This window comes from Streptomyces venezuelae, from assembly GCF_008642295.1.
In the GTDB taxonomy this organism is placed as follows: domain Bacteria; phylum Actinomycetota; class Actinomycetes; order Streptomycetales; family Streptomycetaceae; genus Streptomyces; species Streptomyces venezuelae_C.
The window spans coordinates 1,962,322-1,978,980 of the sequence record NZ_CP029190.1; the positions used below are offsets into that span (position 1 = coordinate 1,962,322).

13 protein-coding genes are annotated in these 16,659 nt (G+C 72.2%); 4 read left to right on the forward strand and 9 right to left on the reverse strand.

The window, feature by feature from the left end; translation table 11 throughout:
- Nucleotides 1-2 precede the first annotated feature (2 nt).
- Nucleotides 3-1,166, reverse strand: a complete 1,164-nt coding sequence (locus DEJ50_RS08500) for a citrate synthase/methylcitrate synthase (RefSeq protein ID WP_150206962.1) — start codon at nucleotides 1,164-1,166, stop codon at nucleotides 3-5.
- Nucleotides 1,167-1,220: 54 nt separating this feature from the next.
- On the opposite strand from DEJ50_RS08500, the gene DEJ50_RS08505 reads away from it, so the two are divergent.
- The 3 genes from DEJ50_RS08505 to DEJ50_RS08515 all read left to right on the forward strand — a co-directional run bounded on the left by DEJ50_RS08505 (nucleotide 1,221) and on the right by DEJ50_RS08515 (nucleotide 4,892).
- The gene (locus DEJ50_RS08505) at nucleotides 1,221-2,468 is read left to right on the forward strand and encodes a citrate synthase (protein WP_150206963.1); all 1,248 of its coding nucleotides are present in this window, start codon (nucleotides 1,221-1,223) and stop codon (nucleotides 2,466-2,468) included.
- 115 nt (nucleotides 2,469-2,583) lie between these two features.
- A complete protein-coding gene (locus DEJ50_RS08510) occupies nucleotides 2,584-4,179 on the forward strand; it encodes a sensor histidine kinase (RefSeq protein WP_150206964.1) in 1,596 nt (531 codons plus the stop codon).
- A 17-nt stretch (nucleotides 4,180-4,196) separates the two neighbouring features.
- Complete coding sequence (locus tag DEJ50_RS08515; protein ID WP_150206965.1) at nucleotides 4,197-4,892, forward strand: response regulator; 696 nt, start codon at nucleotides 4,197-4,199, stop codon at nucleotides 4,890-4,892.
- A gap of 52 nt (nucleotides 4,893-4,944) precedes the next feature.
- On the opposite strand, the gene DEJ50_RS08520 is transcribed toward DEJ50_RS08515, so the two are convergent.
- The 3 genes from DEJ50_RS08520 to DEJ50_RS08530 form a co-directional block, all read right to left on the reverse strand.
- On the reverse strand, nucleotides 4,945-6,537 hold the full coding sequence (locus tag DEJ50_RS08520) for a cation acetate symporter (RefSeq protein WP_150206966.1): 1,593 nt from the start codon (nucleotides 6,535-6,537) through the stop codon (nucleotides 4,945-4,947).
- The gene (locus tag DEJ50_RS08525) at nucleotides 6,534-7,082 is read right to left on the reverse strand and encodes a DUF485 domain-containing protein (protein WP_150206967.1); all 549 of its coding nucleotides are present in this window, start codon (nucleotides 7,080-7,082) and stop codon (nucleotides 6,534-6,536) included. Before DEJ50_RS08525 ends, DEJ50_RS08520 begins: the two co-directional genes overlap by 4 nt.
- 139 nt (nucleotides 7,083-7,221) lie before the next feature.
- Nucleotides 7,222-9,342 (reverse strand): type IIA DNA topoisomerase subunit B, encoded by a 2,121-nt coding sequence (locus DEJ50_RS08530; RefSeq protein WP_150206968.1) that lies wholly within the window; start codon nucleotides 9,340-9,342, stop codon nucleotides 7,222-7,224.
- A 445-nt stretch (nucleotides 9,343-9,787) separates the two neighbouring features.
- Between DEJ50_RS08530 and DEJ50_RS08535 the strand changes: the two genes are divergently transcribed.
- Nucleotides 9,788-10,018 carry a hypothetical protein gene (locus DEJ50_RS08535; RefSeq protein ID WP_150206969.1) on the forward strand — a complete coding sequence of 77 codons (231 nt, stop codon included), beginning with the start codon at nucleotides 9,788-9,790 and terminating at the stop codon, nucleotides 10,016-10,018.
- A gap of 130 nt (nucleotides 10,019-10,148) precedes the next feature.
- On the opposite strand, the gene DEJ50_RS08540 is transcribed toward DEJ50_RS08535, so the two are convergent.
- The 5 genes from DEJ50_RS08540 to DEJ50_RS08560 all read right to left on the reverse strand — a co-directional run bounded on the left by DEJ50_RS08540 (nucleotide 10,149) and on the right by DEJ50_RS08560 (nucleotide 16,622).
- Entirely contained in the window at nucleotides 10,149-10,979 is an 831-nt protein-coding gene (locus DEJ50_RS08540) for a S1 family serine peptidase (protein ID WP_150206970.1), read from the reverse strand.
- Nucleotides 10,980-11,111: 132 nt separating this feature from the next.
- Entirely contained in the window at nucleotides 11,112-12,683 is a 1,572-nt protein-coding gene (locus DEJ50_RS08545) for an RNA polymerase sigma factor (RefSeq protein ID WP_150206971.1), read from the reverse strand.
- Between the two features lie 324 nt (nucleotides 12,684-13,007).
- Nucleotides 13,008-13,895, reverse strand: a complete 888-nt coding sequence (locus DEJ50_RS08550) for a FadR/GntR family transcriptional regulator (protein ID WP_150206972.1) — start codon at nucleotides 13,893-13,895, stop codon at nucleotides 13,008-13,010.
- Nucleotides 13,896-14,004: 109 nt separating this feature from the next.
- A complete protein-coding gene (locus tag DEJ50_RS08555; RefSeq protein ID WP_150206973.1) occupies nucleotides 14,005-15,765 on the reverse strand; it encodes an ATP-binding cassette domain-containing protein in 1,761 nt (586 codons plus the stop codon).
- Nucleotides 15,766-15,875: 110 nt separating this feature from the next.
- Complete coding sequence (locus DEJ50_RS08560) at nucleotides 15,876-16,622, reverse strand: NUDIX hydrolase (protein WP_150206974.1); 747 nt, start codon at nucleotides 16,620-16,622, stop codon at nucleotides 15,876-15,878.
- Nucleotides 16,623-16,659: the final 37 nt, after the last annotated feature.

The window sequence follows — 16,659 nt, forward strand, 5'->3', positions numbered from 1 at the left end:
AGTCAGGCGACGGGCGGAACGGGCTGCGGCGGGGTCGGGCCGGTGTACCGGGCAGCCGGGCGGATGATCTTCGAATCTGCGGCCTGTTCCAGGATGTTCGCACTCCAGCCGACCACCCGGGCCACACAGAAGGTCGGCGTGAACATCTCCCGGGGCAGTCCGCACAGCTCCATGACCACGCCGGCGTAGAACTCGACGTTGGTGTGCAGTTCGCGGCCCGGCTTGAGCTCGGCGAGGATCGCCTCGACCTGGGCCTCGACCTGCACGGCGAAGTCGACCAGGGGGCCGCCGAGCTGCACTGCGATCTCCCGCAGCATGCGGGAGCGCGGGTCCTCGGTGCGGTAGACGGGGTGGCCGAATCCCATGATCCGTTCGCCGGCCGCCACCCGCTCGCGGATCCACGGGCCGATCCGGTCGGCGGTGCCGATGGCATCGAGGGTGTCCAGGGCCCGGCTCGGGGCACCGCCGTGCAGCGGGCCGGAGAGCGCGCCGACCGCACCGGTGAGGCAGGCCGCGACATCGGCGCCGGTGGAGGCGATGACACGGGCGGTGAAGGTGGAGGCGTTGAAGCCGTGGTCGACCGTCGAGATCAGGTAGCGCTCGACGGCCCGGGCCCGGACCGGGTCGGGCTCCTCGCCGGTGAGCATGTAGAGGTAGTTCGCGGCGTACGGAAGGTCCTCGCGCGGTTCCACCGGGGCGAGCCCCTGCCCGAGCCGGTACAGCGCGGTGAGCAGGGTCGGTACGGCCGCACAGGCCGCCAGCGCATCGGCGGCCCGGCGCCCGGGGGCGAGGTCGTAGACGGGGCGGAAGCCGGCCGAGGCGCCGAGCAGGGAGAGCGCGGTACGCAGGCCCGCGAGGGGGCCGGAGAGCGCGGTGGCCCGGGCCAGGGCGGGCAGTGCGTCGCGGACCTCGGCGGGCAGCCGGCGCAGCGGGGCCAGCTCGGCTGCGAAGGCGGCGCGCTCGGCGGGGCCGGGCAGGGTGCCGCGGAACATCAGGTGCCAGACGTCCTCGAAGGTGCGCTGGGTGGCGAGGTCGACGGCGGAGTACTGCCGGTAGTGGTAGAAGCCCTCGCGGCCTCGGACGTCACCGAGTTCGGTTTCGGTGACCACGACGCCCGCGAGCCCGCGGGGCACTGCGACGGTTGAGTTCATGCCTTGACCATCCATCCTTGACTCAGTCACTGTCAATATTGATTGAATCAACATGTATAGGGTGGATTCATGAATGACCGGCTCACCACTCGCGAGGCCGCCGAGCTGCTCGGCGTCAAACCCGCCACGGTGTACGCGTACATCAGCCGCGGACAGCTCAGCAGCCGCCGCGACCCGGTGGGCCGCGGCAGCACCCTCGATGCCGCCGAGGTCGCAGCGCTGGCCCGGCGCAACCGGCGGGAGGCGGCGGCCCCGGCCGGGGAGCTCTCGGTGCGCACCGCACTGACCCTGATCGAGCCGGACCGGTACTGGTACCGCGGGGTGGACGCCGTGGAGCTGGCCGGCCGGTACGCGTACGAGGAGGTCGCCGAGTGGCTCTGGACCGGGCGCCCGCCGCGCGGTGCACGGTTCACAGCACCGCCGGAGCTGCTGGCGGCGGCCCGGCGGGCGGTGCGCGCACTGCCGGAGCACAGCGGTCCGGTCGACCGGCTGCGGGTGGCCACGGCCGCGGCGGCCGTGGCGGATCCGCTGCGCCACGATCTGTCGGAGGAGGCCGTGCTCGGCTCCGCGCGGGCCCTGATCCCCACCCTGGTCGGCGCGCTGCCGCCCGCGGCGGAACGGCCGGACGGGACCGAGCACGGCGACGGCGACGGCGAGGATGACGGGCCGCTCGCCGGGCGGCTGTGGACGCGGCTGACCGCCCGGCCGGCCGATCCCAGCGCGGTCGCCGTCCTCGACCTCGCGCTCGGCCTGCTGGTCGACCACGACCTGGCCGCCTCCACCCTCGCCGTACGGGTCGCCGCCTCGGCCCGCGCCCATCCGTACGCCGCCGTCTCGGCCGGCCTCGGCGCGCTCGAAGGGCCGCTGCACGGCGCGGCGGGGCGGCTGGCCCACCGGATGCTGCGGGACGTGCTGGACCAGGGCGGGGCGGCGCCGGTGGTGGCCGAGCACCTGCGCGCGGGCCGCCGGGTGCCGGGGCTCGGGCACCGGCTGTACTCGGGGGAGGACCCGCGCGCCGGGGCGCTGTTCGCCCGGCTCGCCGAGCTGGACACCGCCGCCCCGGCGCTGGCCGCCGCACGGGACGTGGTGGCGGTGACGGCCCGGCAGGGCCGCGGGCTGCACGCCAATGTGGACCTGGCGCTGGCGGTGCTCACGGTGTCCTGCGGGATGCCCGCGGAAGCCGGCGAGACGGTGTTCGCGGTCGCCCGCACCGCGGGCTGGGTCGCGCACGCCCTGGAGGAGTACGGGGAGCGCCCGCTGCGGATGCGCCCGAGCGGCCGGTACACCGGCCCGCGCCCGCCCCAGCCCCTGCCCTGACCCGACCCCGCGCCCGGGCCCGGCCCGCAGCGACAGATCCGGAAGAACAGAGCCGGAACAACAGATTCCGCCGGCCGGTTCCCTCCGGGCCCCGGCCGCCTTACCGTTCTCAGTCATGAGCACCCGGCGCGCCCTGCGACTCCCCCGGCGGGCGGTCTCCCAGATCCTGCTGACCCAGCTGGCCATCGCCGCCGGGGTGGCCGTGCTGGCCACCGGGCTGTTCCTGGCCCCGCTCGGCAACCAGCTGGACGACCAGGCGATGCGGCGCGCCCTCGCCATCGCCCAGAGCACGGCCGCCGACCCGGACGTCTCCGCCGGCCTCCTGACCACCCCCGCGACCGAGGACAGCCCGGTCCAGGCCGCCGCCGAACGCATCCGCCGGGCCACCGGCGCCGAGTACGTCGTCGTCCTCGACCGGAACGGCATCCGCCGCTCGCACCCCAGCCCCGGCCGGATCGGCCTGCCGGTCTCCACCGACCCCAGCGACGCCCTGGCCGGCCGCGAGGTGATGGAGATCGACGAGGGGACCCTCGGCCGCTCCGCCCGCGGCAAGGTCCCGCTGCTCGCCGAGGACGGGGAGCTCGTCGGCGCCGTCTCCGTCGGCATCGCGTACGACAGCGTCCGCGACCGGCTGCTCGGCGCCATCCCCGGCCTTCTCGCCTACGCCGGCGGTGCCCTGGCCGTCGGCGCCCTCGCGGCCTGGCTGATCTCGCGCAGGATCCAGCGGCAGACCCGCGACCTGGCCTTCTCCGATATCGCAGGGCTGCTGGCGGAGCGCGAGGCGATGCTGCACTCCATCCGCGAGGGCGTGGTGGCCCTCGACCGCCAGGGCCGCATCCGGCTGGTCAACGACGAGGCCGCGCGGCTGCTCGGCCTGGCCCCGGACTCCCTCACCGGACGCAGGCTGGACGAGGTCCTGGGCGCCGGCCGCACCACCGACGTCCTGACCGGCAGGGTCACCGGCCACGACCTCCTCGCCGTCCAGGGCCCGCGGGTCCTGGTCGCCAACCGGATGCCCACCGAGGACGGCGGCGCAGTCGCCACCCTCCGCGACCGCACCGAACTGGAGCACCTGGGCCGGGAGCTCGACTCCACCCGGGGCCTGATCGACGCACTGCGCGCGCAGGACCACGAGCACGCCAACCGGCTGCACACCCTCCTCGGCCTGCTGGAGCTCGGCCTGCACGAGGAGGCGGTGGACTATGTGACCGAGGTCGTCGGCGTGCACCGCAGCACCGCCGAACAGGTCACCGAGAAGGTCCACGACCCCCTGCTCGCCGCCCTGCTGGTGGGCAAGGCCACGGTGGCCGCCGAGCGCGGCGTCTCCCTGCGGCTGGCCCCCTCCTCTCTGCTCCCCGACCGCCTGGTGGATCCGGGCGGTCTCGTCACGATCCTCGGAAACCTCGTGGACAACGCACTGGACGCCTCGGCGGGGTCGCCCGAGCCACGGGTCGAAGTGGAACTGCACGCACAGGGGCGCGCCGCCGTGCTGCGGGTGCGCGACAGCGGCCCCGGAGTCCCCGCTGCCCGGCGCGAGGAGATCTTCACCGAGGGCTGGTCCACCAAACAGCCCAGGGCACACCGCGAGCGCGGGCTGGGACTCGCCCTGGTGCGGCGCCTGGCGGAACGGCAGGGCGGCAGCGCCCGGGCCGGTGAAGCAGCGGACGGAGGGGCGGAGTTCTCCGTCGTACTCCCGGAGGCCCTGCGGTGACCGGCGTTCCGGATGGTGTGATCCACGTATTGGTCGTCGACGACGACATGCGTGTTGCCCGGATCAACGCGGCGTACGTGGCGAAGGTTCCCGGTTTCCATGTGGAGTTCCAGGCCCATTCCGCTGCCGAGGCCCTGGCGTTCGTCGAATCCGGCCGGCCCGTGGACCTGATCCTCCTGGACCACTACCTGCCCGACGAGAACGGCCTCGACCTGGTCCGCCGGCTCCGCCAGCTCGGCCGCAAGACCGACGTCATCATGGTGACGGCGGCCCGGGACCTGGCCACGGTCCAGTCGGCCATGCGGCTCGGCGCCCTGCAGTACCTGGTGAAGCCCTTCACCTTCGCGGGCCTGCGCGCCAAGCTGGAGGCCTACGGCGCCCTGCGCCGGACCCTGGACCTGGGCGGCGAGGCCGAACAGGCCGAGGTGGACCGCATCTTCGGTGCGCTGGCCGGGGCGGCAGCCCCGGTGGACCTCCCCAAGGGCCACTCCCCCACCACCGCCGAACTGGTCCGCCGGGTCCTGCGGTCGGCCGACGGTCCGCTCTCCACCCAGGAGGTCGCCGACCGCGCGGGCATCAGCCGGCAGACCGCCCAGCGCTACCTCAAGCTCCTCGACCGAGCCGGCCGCGTCCGCCTCACTCTCCGCTACGGCGAAACCGGCCGCCCGGAACACCGGTACGCCTGGCTCCCCGCCGGTACCGGCAGCCCCTGACATCCGGACCGGACAGCAACAAGGACAGCGACAGGGACGGGGACAGCGGCCATCACACCGCGCCGGCCCCGGTCAGCGCCCGTACCTCGGTCTCGGCGTGCTTCGCCGCATCCGGCACCTCACCCGAGGTGACGGTGCCCAGCCAGCCGGCCAGGAAGCCCAGCGGGATGGAGACGATCCCCGGGTTCTGCAACGGGAACAGGTGGAAGTCCACGCCCGGGAACAGCGCATCCGGACTGCCGGAGACCACCGGCGAGAACACCACCAGCAGCACGGCCGGAACCAGGCCGCCATACACCGACCAGACCGCGCCCCGCGTGGTGAACCCGCGCCAGAACAGCGAGTACATCAGCACCGGCAGATTGGCCGAGGCGGCCACCGCGAAGGCCAGGCCCACCAGGAACGCCACGTTGAGGTCCTGGGCCAGCAGCCCCAGCGCGATCGCCACCGCCCCGATGCCCACGGCCGCCACCCGCGCCACCGCGACCTCGCTGCGCTGCCGGGCGCGCCTGCGCCGCAGTGAGGCGTACAGATCGTGGGCCACCGAGGCGGAGGAGGCCAGGGTGATCCCGGCGACCACCGCGAGGATCGTTGCGAACGCGATGGCGGCGACGACGGCGAACAGCACCGCGCCCCCGGTACTGCCCGCCCCGCCGCCGAGGAAGGCGGCGAGCAGCGGGACCGCGGTGTTCCCCGAGGCATTGGAGGCCCGTACGGCATCCGGTCCCACCAGGGCCGCCGCCCCGAAGCCCAGCACGATGGTCATCAGGTAGAAGCCGCCGATGAGCGCGATGGCCCACACCACCGAGCGGCGTGCCGCCCGCGCGGTCGGCACGGTGTAGAAGCGGGACAGGATGTGCGGCAGCCCCGCGGTGCCCAGCACCAGGGCGAGGCCGAGGCTGATGAAGTCGAAGCGCGCGGTCCAGTCGCCGCCGTACCGGAGCCCGGGCCCGAGGAAGGCGGCGCCGTGGCCGCTGCGCTCGGCGGCACGGGTCAGCAGCTGGTTGAAGTCCCCGTGGAAGCGGATCAGGACCAGCACGGTCAGGGTGATCGCGCCGCCCATCAGCAGGACCGCCTTGACGATCTGGATCCAGGTGGTGGCCCGCATGCCGCCGAAGGACACGTAGACCACCATCAGCGCGCCGACCCCGATCACGGTCCAGGTCCGCGCGGCGGTGCTGCTGTTGCCCAGCAGCAGGCCGACCAGACTGCCCGCGCCGACCATCTGGGCGATCAGGTACAGCACCGAGACGGTGACCGAGGAGGTGCCGGCGGCGATCCGGACCGGACGCTCGCTCATCCTCGCCGCGACCACGTCGGCCAGGGTGAACCGGCCGCAGTTGCGGACCAGTTCGGCGACCAGGAAGAGCACCACCAGCCAGGCCACCAGAAAGCCGACCGAGTACAGCATGCCGTCGTAGCCGAAGAGGGCGATCAGGCCCGAGATGCCGAGGAAGGAGGCGGCGGACATGTAGTCGCCGGCGATGGCGAAACCGTTCTCCAGAGGCGAGAACAGCCGCCCCCCGGCGTAGAACTCCTCCGCCGAGCCGTGCCGGTTGCGGCTGACCCAGGTGGTGATGCCCAGGGTGACCGCGATGAAGGTGCTGAACAGGACGAGGGCGAGCGCCTGGTGTTCGGTGGTCACCGGCCGGCCCCCCGGCTGTGTTCCTGGTCGAACACCGTCCAGCGCAGCTCCAGCGCCGCGCGGTCCCGGCGCAGCCGGGCGTGGCGTGCGTAGGCCCAGGTCAGCAGGAAGGTGCTGAGGAACTGGCCGAGTCCCGCCAGCAGTGCCACGTTGACGGCGCCCAGCACCGGCCGGGCCATCAGGCCGGGGGCGACGGTGGCGGTGACCACGTACGCGAGGTACCAGAGCAGGAAGGCGAGGGTGGCGGGGACGACAAAGCGGCGGTAGCGGCTGCGCACCTCCTGGAAGACGGCGCTGCGCTGCACCTCCAGATAGATCGCGGCGGCATCGGCGCCACCGGCCGCACCACCGTCCGGGCCGGCTGCCGCATCGCCGTTCCGGCCCGCCGGGCCGGCCTGCCCCCGTACGCGCTCGCCCGCACCCGAGCCCGCGGCGCACTCGCCGGCGCCGCCGCTCTCGCCCTCACCCCAGTCGGCGGCCAGCGCGTCGTACCAGGGGTCGTCGAGCCGGATCGTTCCGGCATCACGACCATCGTGCTTGTCCACCGAACTCTCCTTGTCCGCAGCCGCAGTGGCCAGGTGTCCCCAAGGATGTGCGGAGTGACTGATTCCGGACTGGTGTACCGACGCGCTTCACCCCATCAGGTGACAGGGTGAAGCGCGAGCCCGGAAGGTACCGCCCCGGTCAGGCGTCGATGCGCGAGCGGTCCAGGGTGGCCGCCGAGCCGGTGATGAACTCCTTGCGGGGGGCCACCTCATTGCCCATGAGCAGGTCGAACACCTGCTCCGCCGAGTCCAGGTCGCCGATGTTGATCCGGCGCAGGGTGCGGAAGCGGGGGTCCATGGTGGTCTCCGCCAGCTGGTCGGCGTCCATCTCGCCGAGACCCTTGTACCGCTGGATCGAGTCCTTGTAGCGGATCCCCTTGCGCTGGTACTCCAGCAGGGTCTGCCGGAGCTCACTGTCCGAGTACGTGTACACGTACTTGTCCTGGCCCTTCTTGGGCTGGACCAGCTCGATCCGGTGCAGCGGCGGCACGGCGGCAAAGACCCGGCCGGCCTCCACCATCGGGCGCATGTAGCGCTGGAAGAGGGTCAGCAGCAGGCAGCGGATGTGGGCGCCGTCGACATCGGCGTCGACCAGCAGGACGATCTTGCCGTACCGGGCCGCGTCGAGGTCGAAGGTCCGGCCCGAGCCGGCCCCTATGACCTGGATGATCGCCCCACACTCGGCGTTCTTGAGCATGTCCGAGACCGAGGACTTCTGGACGTTGAGGATCTTGCCTCGGATCGGCAGCAGCGCCTGGAATTCCGAGTTCCGGGCGAGCTTGGCGGTACCGAGGGCGGAGTCCCCCTCGACGATGAAGAGCTCGCTGCGGTCCACGTCGTCACTGCGGCAGTCGGCCAGCTTGGCCGGCAGCGAGGAGGACTCCAGCGCCGTCTTGCGGCGCTGGGCCTCCTTGTGCTGCCGGGCGGCGATCCGGGTGCGGGCCGCCGCGACGATCTTCTCCATGACAGCGCGGGCCTGCTGCTTGTCGTCCCGCTTGGTGGAGGTCAGGAAGGCCTTGAGCTCCTTGGCGACCACAGCCGCGACGATCCGGGTGGCCGCCGAGGTGCCGAGCACCTCCTTGGTCTGGCCCTCGAACTGCGGCTCGGCCAGCCGGACGGTCACCACCGCCGTCAGGCCCTCCATCGCGTCGTCCTTGACCACGTCGTCCTCGGCGACCCGAAGCAGCTTCGCGGAGCGGAGCACTTCGTTCACGGTCTTGGTGACCGAGCGCTCGAATCCGGACACGTGGGTGCCGCCCTTGGGGGTGGCGATGATGTTCACGAAGGACTTCAGCTGGGTCTCGTACCCGGTGCCCCAGCGCAGGGCGATGTCCACGCCGAGCTCGCGGGTGACCTCGGTGGGGGTCATGTGGCCGCGCTCGTCGAGGACCGGGACGGTCTCCTTGAAGGTGCCCTGGCCGGTCAGCCGGAGCACATCGCAGACGGCCTTGTCCTGGGCCAGGTACTCGCAGAACTCGCTGATGCCGCCGTCGAAGCGGAACGTCTCCTCGGTCTTGCCGGCGCCGTCGATGCCGCGCTCGTCGCGGACCACGATGGTCAGGCCGGGGACCAGGAAGGCGGTCTGGCGGGCGCGCTGGTAGAGGTTCTCCAGCGAGAGCCGGGCGTCCTTGAGGAAGATCTGCCGGTCGGCCCAGTACCGCACCCGGGTGCCGGTGCGGCCCTTGGGGACGCGCTTGCCCTTGTGCAGCCCGTTGGCGGGGTCGAACGGGCTGTCCGGACCCGGCTCGGTGAACATGCCGGGGACACCGCGGCGGAAGCTGATCGAGTGGGTGGCGCTGTTACGGTCGACCTCGACGTCGAGGCGGGCGGAGAGCGCGTTCACCACGGAGGCGCCGACGCCGTGCAGGCCGCCGGAGGCCGCGTACGAGCCCCCGCCGAACTTGCCGCCGGCGTGCAGCTTGGTCATGACGACCTCGATGCCGGACAGCCCGGTCTTGGGCTCCACGTCGACGGGGATGCCGCGGCCGTTGTCACGGACCTCGACCGAGCCGTCGTCGTGCAGGATGACCTCGATGTGGTCGCAGAAGCCGCCCAGGGCCTCGTCGACCGAATTGTCGATGATCTCCCAGAGGCAGTGCATGAGCCCGCGGCTGTCGGTGGAACCGATATACATGCCGGGGCGTTTCCGGACGGCCTCAAGACCCTCGAGGACGAGCAGGTGCCGCGCGGTGTAGTTGGAGCCGTCCCGGTCTGCTCCGGTCAGCAGCGCGCTGGAAGGCACGGACGTGTCGGCGGTCACGCAGTTCGCTCCTCGCTGAATTTCTTTTCTGGCCCGGTCGGGCTCAGGGGTGGCTCGGTTGCCCGTCAGAGGGTACCGAGGCCTGGTAGAGCCGATGCAACGCCACCCTCGTGCCGGTTCAGCCTAATGCAGATCCGCACGGGTGTTCGATACTTCGTTGGAGTGAAGCAAACATCACGTTCCCTTCCGCGCATGAACCATTTAGGGTTCGGGCACGTCCTCATGAACAACCGGCACTCACGCCGGGGAGGATCAAACCGGCTACACGCACTGACAAGCAACGCGAAACCGTAAAGCAACGCAATACGGCTCCTTCGCCGCCAACCGGCAGCAGCCGGCCAGCTTCGGAAGGAAGTTTCGAGGAAAAGCCGCGAGCGGGAACGTTTTCGGCCTGGTTGGATGTTGACCCTGGTACGACAGCTCGTCGAGCTAGAGAAGAGGCGACGTGACTACTGTTCTGACACCCGCGACCCCGCTGACGGCCGCTGACCGATGCGACCGTTGCGGCGCCCAGGCATATCTGCGCGTCGTCCTGATGAGCGGCGGTGAACTGCTCTTCTGCGCCCACCACGGGCGTAAGTTCGAGCCGGAACTCAAGAAGATCGCCGCGGAAATACAGGATGAGACTGAGCGGCTCACGACCGCTCCGGCCAGCGCCGACACCGAGGAACGCTGACACTCGCATCCCGACGAGCCAGGACCGGCCAGGCCGGTCGACGGGCGGTACCCCTGCAACCCAGGGGTGCCGCCCGTCCTCGTTCCGCGACGTCCGCTCCGCGACCCGGACCGACCCGGCCCGGCCGCGGTCAGCCCGTCGTGAACCCGGCGAGCGGGGCGATCTTCGTATAGACGCCAGGGCTGTCCGCACGCCCGCAGCCGCGTCCCCAGGAGACCAGCCCGATGAGGCGGCCCCCGGCCACCAGCGGCCCGCCGCTGTCCCCCTGACAGGCGTCCTTGCCGCCTTCTCCGGCACCGGCCCCGGCACACACCATGGACTCCGCCAGGTACCGCCCGTCCGCATCCCCGGGATACGCCGCCCGGCAGACCTCGTCCGCCAGCACGGTCACTCCGGCGGCACGCAGCGCGTAGGCGTAGTCACCGAATCCGCTGGTATCGCCCCAGCCGTAGACGGCCGCCTCGGTACCGGCCGCGTAGCCGGGATCCCCCGGGCCGGCGAGCGGGACTACGTAATGTGCCGGTACGGATTCGTTGAGTTCCAGTACGGCGAGGTCGCCGGCGTTGGTCGCCGGATCGTAGGCGGGGTTCACCCGGGCCCCGCGCACCGCGATCTCGCGGCCCTCGGCCGCCCGCAGCTCGGTACGCCCGATGATCACCCGGAGATCGCGCACGGATTCGACCGGGCCGCCCAGGACCTGGCGGCCGAGGCAGTGGGCCGCGGTCAGCACCTTGGTCGGGCCGATGATCACACCCCCGCAGAACTGCCCGGCCCGCGTACCCCCGAACCGGTCACGGCTGGAGAGGGCCACCACCCACGGACTGTCGGCGATCTTGACCGGCTTTCCGCCGATCACCCCGCCGTCCGGGGCCGCCTGCCGGGCCTGGGCGAGGGGTATGGCGGCGGCTGCCGCCGCCAGGGTCAGTGCGCCCGCCAGGACACGGGCGAGGGGACGACGCATGTGACCTCCTGACTCCGAGTGTGTACGTACTCCACTCAGAGTGGGATGCCAGGTGGCCGTGCGCACCCGCGCGGCCACCGCGCGCCGTCCCCTGCCGTGCCCGTGCGGCGGGCCCCCGGCCGGCTCCTGCTGCTAGTCCAGGTAGTCGCGCAGCACCTGCGAGCGCGACGGGTGGCGCAGCTTCGACATGGTCTTGGATTCGATCTGGCGGATCCGCTCACGGGTCACCCCATAGACCTTGCCGATCTCGTCCAGGGTCTTGGGCTGGCCGTCGGTGAGCCCGAAGCGCATGGAGACCACGCCGGCCTCGCGCTCGCTGAGGGTGTCGAGCACCGAGTGCAGCTGTTCCTGCAGGAGCGTGAAGGAGACCGCGTCGGCCGGGACGACCGCCTCGGAGTCCTCGATGAGGTCACCGAACTCGCTGTCGCCGTCCTCACCCAGGGGGGTGTGGAGGGAGATCGGCTCGCGGCCGTACTTCTGGACCTCGATGACCTTCTCCGGGGTCATGTCGAGTTCCTTGGCCAGCTCCTCCGGGGTGGGCTCGCGGCCCAGGTCTTGGAGCATCTGGCGCTGCACCCGGGCCAGCTTGTTGATCACTTCGACCATGTGCACCGGGATGCGGATGGTGCGGGCCTGGTCGGCCATGGCGCGGGTGATCGCCTGCCGGATCCACCAGGTCGCATAGGTCGAGAACTTGTAGCCCTTGGTGTAGTCGAACTTCTCGACGGCGCGGATCAGGCCCAGGTTGCCCTCCTGGATCAGGTCCAGGAAGAGCATGCCGCGGCCGGTGTAGCGCTTGGCCAGCGAGACCACGAGGCGGAGGTTGGCCTCCAGCAGGTGGTTCTTGGCCCGGCGGCCGTCCTCGGCGATGATCTCCAGCTCGCGCTTGAGCTTGGGGGCCAGCTTGTCGGAGTTGGCCAGCTTGTCCTCGGCGAACAGGCCCGCCTCGATCCGCTTGGCGAGCTCGACCTCCTGCTCGGCGTTGAGGAGGGGGACCTTGCCGATCTGCTTGAGGTAGTCCTTGACGGGGTCCGCGGTGGCACCGGCGACGGCCACCTGCTGGGCCGGGGCGTCGTCCTCGTCGTCGTCGGAGAGGACGAAGCCCTTGCTCTCGCCGCTTTCCTCTTCCTCGCCCTCGCCGGCCTTGACCACGGCGGGGCCTTCGTCGAGGGGTTCTTCGTCGGTGGACTCGTCGGCGGTCTTCGAGGCCGCCGTCTTCTTCGCCGCGGTCTTCTTCGCGGCGGTCTTCTTGGCGGGCGCGGCCTTCTTGGCCGCCGTCTTCTTGGCCGCTGCCTTCTTGGCGGGCGGGGTTGCGGTTCCGGTCTCGTCCGCGAGGGCGTCAGCGGCGGTCTCCGGGTCTGCCGGCCGTTCCTCCGGGGCAGCGGTGTCGGCCGCCGTCGCGCGGGCCGCGACGGTCTTGGTGGCCGTCCGCTTGGCCGGGGCCTTCGCTGCGACGCTCTTGCGGCTGCGCTTGGGTGACTCCGCGGCACTGACCATCAGCGTCACACCCTCTTCCTCGAGGATCTGGTTGAGGCTGCGCAGAACATTCTTCCACTGGCTTTGCGGAATCTGGTCAGCCTCGAAGGCCCGACGCACGTCATCGCCGGCGATCTGCCCCTCGGCCTTGCCCCGCTCGATGAGCGCCATCACAGACTCGGACTCGGCGATCTCCGGCGGGAGCGTACGGGATGTGCTGGCCGACACGAACAACCTCTCGGAACGATGGGAACGGCTTCCGACCCCGGTCTGGTGCTGGACCGGAGCCGACGACCACCGACGGGGATGGGCCGGCGGCGCGAGCGGGGGCCGGGGAGCTCCACAGCACCCGGTACGGCTGCTGCACTACCTCCGTCGGCCATCACCTCTTAGGTCATCGCGAGACCTCGCGGAGCGTTACGCCCAATCTTCGTGGCCCGAATCACATCGGCCTGCCGGGGACAGGTTCCGGCGGTGCTGTCGCCGGGCCCGTGGGCCCGGCGACAGGCGGTTCTTCTCCGTGTCGCGGCGCCCCCCGCGCGCACCCGCCGGTCAGTGCTCGCGCGGTGCCGGGACCACGCGCTCGACCTCCGGATGAACTGTCAGCAGCTGGCGCATGGCGTTCTCGGCTCCGGCCGCGTCGCCGGCCGCGAGGGCCTCGACGATCCGGGCGTGGTGCGCGACGCAGGTCTCGCTGGGGCGGTCGCAGGCGGTGACCGGGCTCCCGGAGACCTGGAGGGCGGCGGAGACGATGCCGGAGAGGTGCTCGAGCATGCGGTTGCCGGCGACCTGGATGAGAAGGGCGTGGAACTCGTTGTCGGCCCGGGCGAAGGTGATCGCGTCGCCCTGTCCGAGGGCGTGGCCCATGATCTCGACCATGTCGGCCAGGCGCTGCTGGACGTCCTGGCGGCCGTGTCCGGCGGCGAGGCGGGCGGCCAGCGGCTCGATGGTCCAGCGGAGCTCGTTGAGCTCGCGCCGCTGGTCCTCGCGCTGCGGCCCGAAGGCGCGCCACTCGATGATGTCGGGGTCGAGCAGGTTCCAGTCCGCAACCGGACGGACCCGGGTGCCGACGTTGGGGCGGGCGCTGACGAGGCCCTTGGCCTCCAGGACCCGGAGCGATTCGCGGACGACCGTGCGGGAGACCTCGAAGCGCTGGCCGATCTCCTCGGGGACCAGCGGGCGGTCCGCGCCGAGGTCGCCGGAAACGATCATCTGACCTAGCTGCTGGACGAGTTGGCCGTGCAGTCCGCGGCCACGGCTGCCTGCCGCCCGGCGTCCCACCCGGCCCAACTCGACGTCGGCGCCGTCCCAGTGGGACGCGCCGACGCGGTCGGCGCCGGGGGCGTCCGCGTAGGGGTAGCGATCGAGTTCGCCCGGGCCGGCGAGGCCGGTGTCGGCATGGCGGGCGGCGGTCATCATGGTGTGCGCAAGGGTACTCACGAATCCTTTGTCGGCCGTGCCTGATGGACCCTTGAGGTCTTTGGTGAAAAGCACACGAAAGGGTGATCAGTGCCACCTGCGCAATTGACGCCTTATCGTAAGGAATCGATCACCACCGGACTCTGCTGCGCAGACCGGTGAATCCGTAGGCGCACAGCAGGACCGTCAGGGACAACAGCAGGGCGGTTCCGACGGGTTGGGTCATCACCCGCAGGGTCCCCAGCACCAGCCGGTCCGCCTCCGGCGGCCACTGGGCGAAGGACAGCCCGCGCAGCCGGGCGGCGAGCCCGGAGGCCGGGTACGCGGAGGGCCCGGCCAGGGCTCTGCTCACCAGCGGAACGACCATGACGGGTACGGCGAGTACGGCGGCCAGCCCGGCGGTGGCCGAACGGAACACCCCGGAGGCGAGCACCCCGGCCCAGGCACAGCCGATCAGCAGCCCCGCCCAACTCGCAGCCGGCGAGATCCATTCCGCCGGGGGCCGCAGCGGGCCGTGGTCGAACACCAGCCGCAGGACGGCCGCATCGGCGGTGACGGCGAGCGCGCCGAGCAGCAGCGCGAGGGCGGCGCAGACCCCGAGTTTGGCGAGGAGGAGCCCCATCCGGCGCGGGACGGTGCCGCGGTCCGCGGCGAGCGCGGGGTAGCGGTACTCCTCCCCGAAGGCGAGCGCCCCCAGCAGCCCGGCACCCACCGCGGCCGGGGGCAACGGCACCCGGTCCGGCCAGGCGGCGAGCAGCCGGTGCTGCGGAGCGTGCCCGGCCCGGGCCATGAGGACGGCGGTGACCACGGAGACCACGGTCACCACTGCCGCGGTGAGCACGGGGGTGGCGGTACCGAAGACACGGCGCAGTTCGTAGCGCACCGGCCGCAGCGGGCCGCCGACCCGGCGCACGGCCGACGCAGGCCGCCCGGCCCGGGCCCGGTCAGGGCCGGCCGCCGCCTCGGCGGCCGTCTTCGCGTCCGCGTCCGGCCCGGCCGGGGGCGCCGGGGCGGGGGCGCCGGTGTCTCCGGTTTCGTCGGCGAGCTGGTGGACGAGCACGCCGTGCCGGAAGGCCGCCTCGCCGATCTCGGCGCAGCTGCTGCCGTAGACCGACAGCCGGCTGCCGCTCTCCTCGACGATCTCCACCGCCCGCCGGTCGGCCCGGGCCTCGCGGCCCAGTACGTCGGCCAGCCGCGCGGCGTGCGGGGTGCGTACGGCCACCCGCGGGCGCAGCCGGGTCCGGGCGAACCGGGCCACGTCCTGGTCGGCGACGAGCCGGCCGCCCTGGATGGTCACGACCTGGTCGGCGGCGCGGGCGGCCTCCTTGGGGTCGGCGGTGGTGAACAGCACGGCACCGCCGAGGGCGGCATGGCTGCGCAACAGCCCGTGCATCCAGTTCTGTTCGCGGGGCGAGAGGCCGGTGGCCGGCTCGTCGAGCAGCAGGGTGCAGGGATCGGCGAGCAGCGCCGCGGCCAGCCCGACCCGGCGGGCCATGCCGACCGACAGGGAGCCGAGCCGCTGGTCCCGCAGGCCCGCGATTCCGACGACCTCGAGCACGGCGTCCGCCCGGGAGCCGGGCACCCCCGCCGCGGCACAGAGCATCCGCAGCTGGTTCCGGACGGTCCGGGCGGGATGCCCGGGGAGTTCGCCGAGCAAGACGCCGACTTCCCGCCCCGGGTGCGGGATGCGGTGCAGTGGGCGGCCCCGGAAGTAGGCCACCCCCCGCCCGGGTTCGAGTTCGAGCATGAGCCGGAGGGCCGTGGTCTTGCCCGACCCGGCTTCGCCGAGCAGGGCGGTCACCCGCCCGGGACAGACCTCGAAGGTGAGGTCGTCCACGATGGGCGGCTTGTCTCGGCGGGGTGCACTGGTGAGTCCGATGGCCTGGAGCATCGCTTCTCTCGCGGGAGGTGAGACCGCTCGGCGGCAGGGTGGGTACCACCATCAAGATAACGCGATATGTCCGATTTTCGGCGCAACGGCTCCGGTCCGGTGTCGGATCGTCAGACTTCCGGGCGCAGCATCGGCGGGTTCAGCAGCGTTGCCCCGCCGGCCCGGAACAGCTGGGCGGGACGGCCGCCCTGACGGGTGGTCGTACCGCCGGCCGGCACCAGGAACCCCGGGGTTCCGGTGACCTTGCGGTGGAAGTTGCGCGGGTCGAGGGCCACACCCCACACCGCCTCGTACACCCGGCGCAGCTCGCCGACGGTGAACTCGGGCGGGCAGAAGGCGGTGGCGAGCGAGGAGTACTCGATCTTCGAGCGGGCGCGCTCGACCCCGTCCGCGAGGATCTTGGCGTGGTCGAAGGCGAGTCCGGCGGAGGGCTCGCTCTCTGCGGCAAGGAGCTCCTCCACCGGGGCCCAGCGCGCGCTGTTGGCGTCCCCGCCGGCCCGGGGCGCCGGGAGGTCCGGGGCGAGCACCAGATGCGCGACGCTGACCACCCGCATCCGCGGGTCCCGCTTGGGGTCCCCGTAGGTGGCGAGCTGTTCGAGGTGGGCTCCGTTGCCCGCGCCGGGCTCGGCGGGATCGTGGGCGCACAGCCCGGTCTCCTCGGAGAGCTCCCGGCCCGCGGCAGCCGCAAGGTCCTCGTCTCCGCGCACGAAACCGCCGGGCAGCGCCCACCGGCCCTGGAACGGCTGCTCACCCCGTCGGACCACGAGTGCGCAGAGCGCGTGGCGCCGTACGGTGAGCACGACCAGGTCGACGGTGACAGCGAAGGGCGGGAAGGCCGACGGGTCGTAGGGCGACATGCCGCGATCATAGTCGTCTGCCTGACGATAAACAGCG

Coding starts and splice junctions, on each gene's coding strand:
- DEJ50_RS08560 (WP_150206974.1), bottom strand. CDS start 16,622: ATGTCGCCCTACGACCCGTCGGCCTTCCCGCCCTTCGCTGTCACCGTC.
- DEJ50_RS08505 (WP_150206963.1), top strand. CDS start 1,221: ATGAATGACCGGCTCACCACTCGCGAGGCCGCCGAGCTGCTCGGCGTC.
- DEJ50_RS08540 (WP_150206970.1), bottom strand. CDS start 10,979: ATGCGTCGTCCCCTCGCCCGTGTCCTGGCGGGCGCACTGACCCTGGCG.
- DEJ50_RS08555 (WP_150206973.1), bottom strand. CDS start 15,765: ATGCTCCAGGCCATCGGACTCACCAGTGCACCCCGCCGAGACAAGCCG.
- DEJ50_RS08500 (WP_150206962.1), bottom strand. CDS start 1,166: ATGGATGGTCAAGGCATGAACTCAACCGTCGCAGTGCCCCGCGGGCTC.
- DEJ50_RS08510 (WP_150206964.1), top strand. CDS start 2,584: ATGAGCACCCGGCGCGCCCTGCGACTCCCCCGGCGGGCGGTCTCCCAG.